The sequence below is a fragment of the Mizugakiibacter sp. genome (genome assembly GCF_039680435.1).
In the GTDB taxonomy this organism is placed as follows: Bacteria; Pseudomonadota; Gammaproteobacteria; order Xanthomonadales; family Rhodanobacteraceae; genus Mizugakiibacter.
The window spans coordinates 1-5,521 of the sequence record NZ_JBDKSX010000110.1 but is presented as its reverse complement, the minus strand read 5'-3'; the positions used below and the strand labels follow the sequence as shown (position 1 = coordinate 5,521).

General features: G+C 69.8%; 4 protein-coding genes. All 4 read left to right on the top strand.

The features are described 5' to 3' along the window. Positions 1–1,080: efflux RND transporter periplasmic adaptor subunit (locus tag ABFC67_RS11855; RefSeq protein ID WP_346738238.1), on the top strand; the 1,080-nt coding region annotated here is incomplete at its 5' end. A 60-nt stretch (positions 1,081–1,140) separates the two neighbouring features. After that, a complete protein-coding gene (locus tag ABFC67_RS11850; protein ID WP_346738237.1) occupies positions 1,141–4,218 on the top strand; it encodes an efflux RND transporter permease subunit in 3,078 nt (1,025 codons plus the stop codon). A 158-nt stretch (positions 4,219–4,376) separates the two neighbouring features. Continuing rightward, a complete protein-coding gene (queF, locus tag ABFC67_RS11845) occupies positions 4,377–5,204 on the top strand; it encodes an NADPH-dependent 7-cyano-7-deazaguanine reductase QueF (protein WP_346738236.1) in 828 nt (275 codons plus the stop codon). 78 nt (positions 5,205–5,282) lie between these two features. Further along, the coding region (locus tag ABFC67_RS11840; RefSeq protein ID WP_346738235.1) for a LysM peptidoglycan-binding domain-containing protein at positions 5,283–5,521 on the top strand (239 nt) is incomplete at its 3' end.

The window sequence follows — 5,521 nt, the reverse complement described above, 5'->3', positions numbered from 1 at the left end:
GGCATCATCGGCTTCAACAGCTTCAAGGCGGCCATGATCAAGAAGTTCATGGCCGGCAACAGCCAGCCGCCGCAGACGGTCACCGCGATGAAGGCGACCGTGCAGGACTGGCAGCCGCAGTTGAGCGCGGTCGGCACGCTGCGCGCGGTGCGCGGCGTGGACGTCGCCGCCGAAGTCGCCGGCATGGTCACCGAGGTGCCGCTGAAGTCCGGCGCCGAGGTGAACAAGGGCGACGTGCTGCTGCGCCTGCGCGACAGCGACGAGGTCGCCAAGCTGCAGCAACTGCAGGCCACCCTGCACCTCGCCCAGCTCAGTTTCGAGCGCGCCCGGAAGCAGGTCGCCGTGCACACCATCGCGCAGGCGGACTACGACGCCGCGCAGACCAACCTGGAGAAGGCGCGCGCCGACGTCGCCGCGCAGGCCGCGCTGGTCGCCAAGAAGACCATCCGCGCGCCGTTCGACGGCCGGCTCGGCATCAGCACGGTCAACCCCGGCCAGTACGTCAATCCGGGCGACATGATCGTCACCCTGCAGCAGCTCGACCCGATCTACGTCGACTTCACGCTGCCGCAGCAGTCGCTGGGCCAGCTCGCGCCGGGCCTGAAGGTGACCGCCACGATCGACGCCTATCCGGACAGGCGTTTCGACGGCGCGATCACCGCGGTCGATCCGAAGGTCGATCCGGACACGCGCAACGTGCGCGTCGAGGCGCGCCTGGCCAACCCGCGGCACGTGCTGGTGCCGGGCATGTTCGCCAACGCCAGCGTCGATGCCGGCGCGGCGCGGCGCTACCTGACCCTGCCGCAGACCGCGGTCACGTTCAATCCGTACGGCGAGACCGTGTTCGTCGCCAAACAGCAGGGCACCGACGCCAAGGGCCAGCCCCGGCTGACCGCGCAGCAGACCTTCGTCACCACCGGCCCGAAGCGCGGCGACCAGGTGGCGATCCTGAAGGGCTTGAACGCGGGCGACCTGGTGGTGACCAGCGGCCAGCTCAAGCTGAAGAACGGCACGCCGCTGGCGATCGACAACCGCGTGCAGCCGGCGAACAGCCCGAACCCGACGCCGCAGGAACACTGACGCCTGGGCGCGCGCGGCGTCCCTGCGCCGCGCCGCAACCCGCATCGCCAGAGGCCCCCCATGAATTTCACCGACATCTTCATCAAGCGGCCGGTGCTCGCCGTCACGATCAGCCTGCTGATCCTGGTGCTCGGCCTGCGCTCGCTGCAGCAGCTCTCGGTGCGCCAGTACCCGAAGACCGAGAACGCGGTGGTCACCGTCACGACCGTGTACTACGGCGCCGACGCGCAGACCGTGGCCGGGTTCATCACCCAGCCGCTGGAGGCGGCGATCGCGCAGGCGCAGGGCATCGACTACCTGTCCTCGTCCAGCGTCAGCGGCGTTTCCACGATCACCGCCACGCTGCGCCTGAACTACGACGCCAACCGCGCGCTGACCGAGATCAACACCCAGGTCGCCTCGGTGCGCAACCAGTTGCCGCCGCAGGCGCAGCAGCCGGTGCTGACCGTGCAGGTGGGGCAGACCACCGACGCGATGTACATGGGCTTCTACTCGGACGTGCTGCCCAGCAACAACGTCACCGACTTCCTGGTGCGCGTGGTCAAGCCGCAGCTCGACTCGATCGAGGGCGTGCAGACCGCGGAGATCCTGGGCGGACGCCCGTTCGCGCTGCGCGCCTGGCTGGACCCGCAGCGCATGGCCGCGCACGGCGTCACCGCCAGCGACGTGCAGCAGGCGCTGGCCGCCAACAACTACCTGTCCGCGGTCGGCACCACCAAGGGCCAGATGGTCAGCGTCGACCTGACCGCGGCGACCGACCTGCACTCGGTCGACGAGTTCAAGCGGCTCGCGGTGAAGTCGAAGGACGGCGCCATCGTGCGCCTCGACGACGTCGCCAACGTCACCCTCGGCTCCGAGAGCTACGACTTCAACGTCGCCTTCAGCGGCAAGCAGTCGGTGTTCATCGGCATCAAGGTGGCGCCGGACGCCAACATCCTCGACGTCGCCAAGCGCGTGCGCGACGCCTTCCCGTCGATCCAGGCGCAGCTCCCGACCGGCCTGACCGGCGAGATCGTCTACGACGCCACCGAGTTCATCAACACCTCGATCCACGAGGTCGCCAAGACCCTGATCGAGGCGCTGCTGATCGTCACCGTGGTGATCTTCCTGTTCCTCGGCAGCCTGCGCGCGGTGATCGTGCCGGTGATCGCCATGCCGCTGTCGCTGATCGGCGCGTTCTTCGTGATGCTCGCGCTCGGCTACTCGATCAACCTGCTGACCCTGCTGGCGCTGGTGCTGGCGATCGGCCTGGTGGTGGACGACGCGATCATCGTCGTCGAGAACATCGACCGGCACATGAAGGAGGAGGGCAAGTCGCCGCTGCAGGCGGCGCTGCTGGCCGCGCGCGAGCTGGGCGGCCCGATCCTGGCGATGACCACCGTGCTGATCGCGGTGTACGTGCCGATCGGCTTCCAGGGCGGCCTGACCGGTGCGTTGTTCACCGAGTTCGCGTTCACCCTGGCCGGCGCGGTCGCGGTATCCGGCGTGATCGCGCTAACCCTGTCGCCGATGATGTGCGCGCGCTTCTTCAAGTCCGAACAGGAGAGCGGGCGCTTCGTGCAGTTCATCGACCGCCAGTTCGAGCGCGTGCACGGCCGCTACCAGCGTGTGCTGCACGGCACGCTGCGCACCTGGCAGGTGCCGGTGGTGATGGGCGTGCTGCTGCTGGCCGGCGTGGCCTACCTGTTCAACACCTCGGCGTCCGAGCTGGCGCCGCAGGAAGACCAGGGCATCGTGCTGAACCAGATCCAGGGGCCGCCGGACGCCACCGCGCAGCAGATGCAGACCTACGCGCACCAGGTGTTCGAGATCGCGAAGCAGTTGCCCGAGTACGAGCAGATGTTCCAGATCACCGGCGCGCCCAGCACCAACCAGGGCTTCGGCGGCGTGCTGTTCAAGCCGTGGGACAAGCGCGGCAAGAGCGCCGACCAGTTGCAGCAGGAGCTGCAGCAGAAGTGGAACGGCGTCGCCGGCGCGCGCGTCGCCGCGTTCCAGTTCCCGCCGCTGCCGGGCGCGCAGGGCCTGCCGGTGCAGTTCGTGATCAAGACCACCGAGCCGTTCCAGAACCTGTACGAGGTCGCGCAGCAGGTGCTGGCCAGGACCCAGCAGAGCGGCATGTACTTCTTCGCCGACTCCGACCTGAAGATCGACAAGCCGCAGACCACGGTCGAGGTGGACCGCGACAAGATCAGCCTGCTCGGCCTGACCCAGCAGGACGTCGGCGCGGCGCTGTCGGCGGCGCTGGGCGGCGGCTACGTCAACTACTTCTCGATCGCCGGCCGCTCCTACCGCGTGATCCCGCAGGTCAAGCAGGTCGACCGCCTGAACCCCGAGCAGGTGCTGGATTTCTACATCCGCACGCCGCAGGGCGCGGTGATCCCGGCCTCGACCGTGGCGAAGCTGAGGCACGAGGTGGTGCCGCAGTCGATCAACCACTTCCAGCAGCTCAACTCGGCGACGATCGTCGGCGTGACTGCGCCCGGCGTGTCGCAGGCCGCGGCGCTGCAGGCGCTGCGCGACACCCTGCAGCAGGTGGCGCCGAGCGGCTACACCGCCGACTACTCCGGCGTGTCGCGGCAGTTCCAGCAAGAATCGGGCGGCTTCGTCGGCACGCTGTTCTTCGCGGTGATCATCGTGCTGCTGGCGCTGGCCGCGCAGTTCAACAGCTTCCGCGATCCGGTGGTCATCCTGGTGTCGGTGCCGATGGCGCTGTTCGGCGCGCTGATCTTCATCAACCTCGGCCTGGCCACGCTGAACATCTACACGCAGGTCGGCCTGGTCACGCTGATGGGCCTGATCAGCAAGCACGGCATCCTGATCGTGCAGTTCGCCAACGAGCTGCAGCGCTCCGGCCTGGCGAAGCGCGAGGCGATCGAGCAGGCCGCGGCGATCCGCCTGCGGCCGATCCTGATGACCACCGCGGCGATGGTGCTGGGCGTGCTGCCGCTGGTGATCGCCTCCGGCGCCGGCGCCGCCGGCCGCCACGCGATGGGCCTGGTGATCTTCACCGGCATGTCGATCGGCACGCTGTTCACGCTGTTCGTGGTGCCGTCGTTCTACATGCTGCTGGCCGCCGACCACCACGCCGAGCGGGCCCGGCATCCGGACGCCGGCATCGAGGGAGCGGTCGAGGGCTGAGTGCCGCGCCGTGCCCCGCCCGCCGGTCGGGCGGAGGCGCGGCGATGCGCGGACGCGATCTTCGTCGCGCGCGCGAAGCCGCGGCCCGCGGTGGGGCGGCGACGGCCGCGGTCCGCGCGGCTGGCACGACGCCCGCCGATGCTGTCACCATCGCGCGCATGACCCAGGCATCCGAAATCCCGCTCGGCCGCGCCGTCGCCTATCCGCAGGCATACGACGCCGGCCTGCTGTTCCCGATCGCGCGCGCCGACAAGCGCGCCGAACTGGGCGTCGGCGCGCCGCCGCCGTTCGTCGGCGTGGACGTGTGGAATGCCTACGAGCTGTCCTGGCTGGACGCGCGCGGCAAGCCGGCGGTGGCGCTGGCCGAACTGCGCGTGCCGGCGGACTCGCCGCGCATCGTCGAGTCGAAATCGCTGAAGCTCTACCTCAACGGCTACGGCCAGACCCGATTCGACGACGCCGAGGCGGTGCGCGCGCGCATCGCGCGCGACCTCACCGTCGCGACGGGCGCGGCGGTCGCCGTCGCGCTGCTGCCCGCGGCGCGCTTCGGCGAGCTGCGCCTGCGCGAGCTGGACGGCGCCTGCATCGACGACCTCGACGTCGCCATCGACGACTACGGCCCGCCGCGCGCCGAATACCTGCGCACCGCCGCCGGCGCGGAGGTCGAGGAAGCGCTGGTTTCGCACCTGCTGAAGTCGAACTGCCCGGTCACCGGCCAGCCCGACTGGGCCAGCGTGCAGGTCCGCTATGCCGGCGTGCCGATCGACCGCGCAGGGCTGCTGCGCTACCTGGTCTCGTTCCGCCTGCACAGCGATTTCCACGAGCACTGCGTCGAGCGCATCTTCATGGACGTGCTGCGCCGCTGCGCGCCGCGCCGGCTCGCGGTGTACGCGCGCTACACGCGCCGCGGCGGCCTCGACATCAATCCGTTCCGCGCCACGCCGGGCTATGGCGACGCCGGCAACCCGCGCGGCGCGCGGCAATAACCGCACGGTAACGCAGCCCTAACGGCGCCTTCCCCGCCGCGCGCTTTAGCTGGGCGCCTGCCACACGGAGGGCGCGCGATGAGCAACGAACCCGGCAAATCCGATTTCTCGAACGTGAAGAGCGGCGCCAGCTCGACGGCGCCTGGCGCGGCCAAGGCCGACTTCGGCAACGTGCAGGCGGGCAGCAGCAGCACCGCGCCCGCGCCCGAACAGAGCTACACCGTGGTCAAGGGCGACACGCTGTCGAAGATCGCCAAGCACTTCTACGGCAGCCCCAACCGCTGGCGCGCGATCTTCGAGGCGAACCGCGAGCAGAT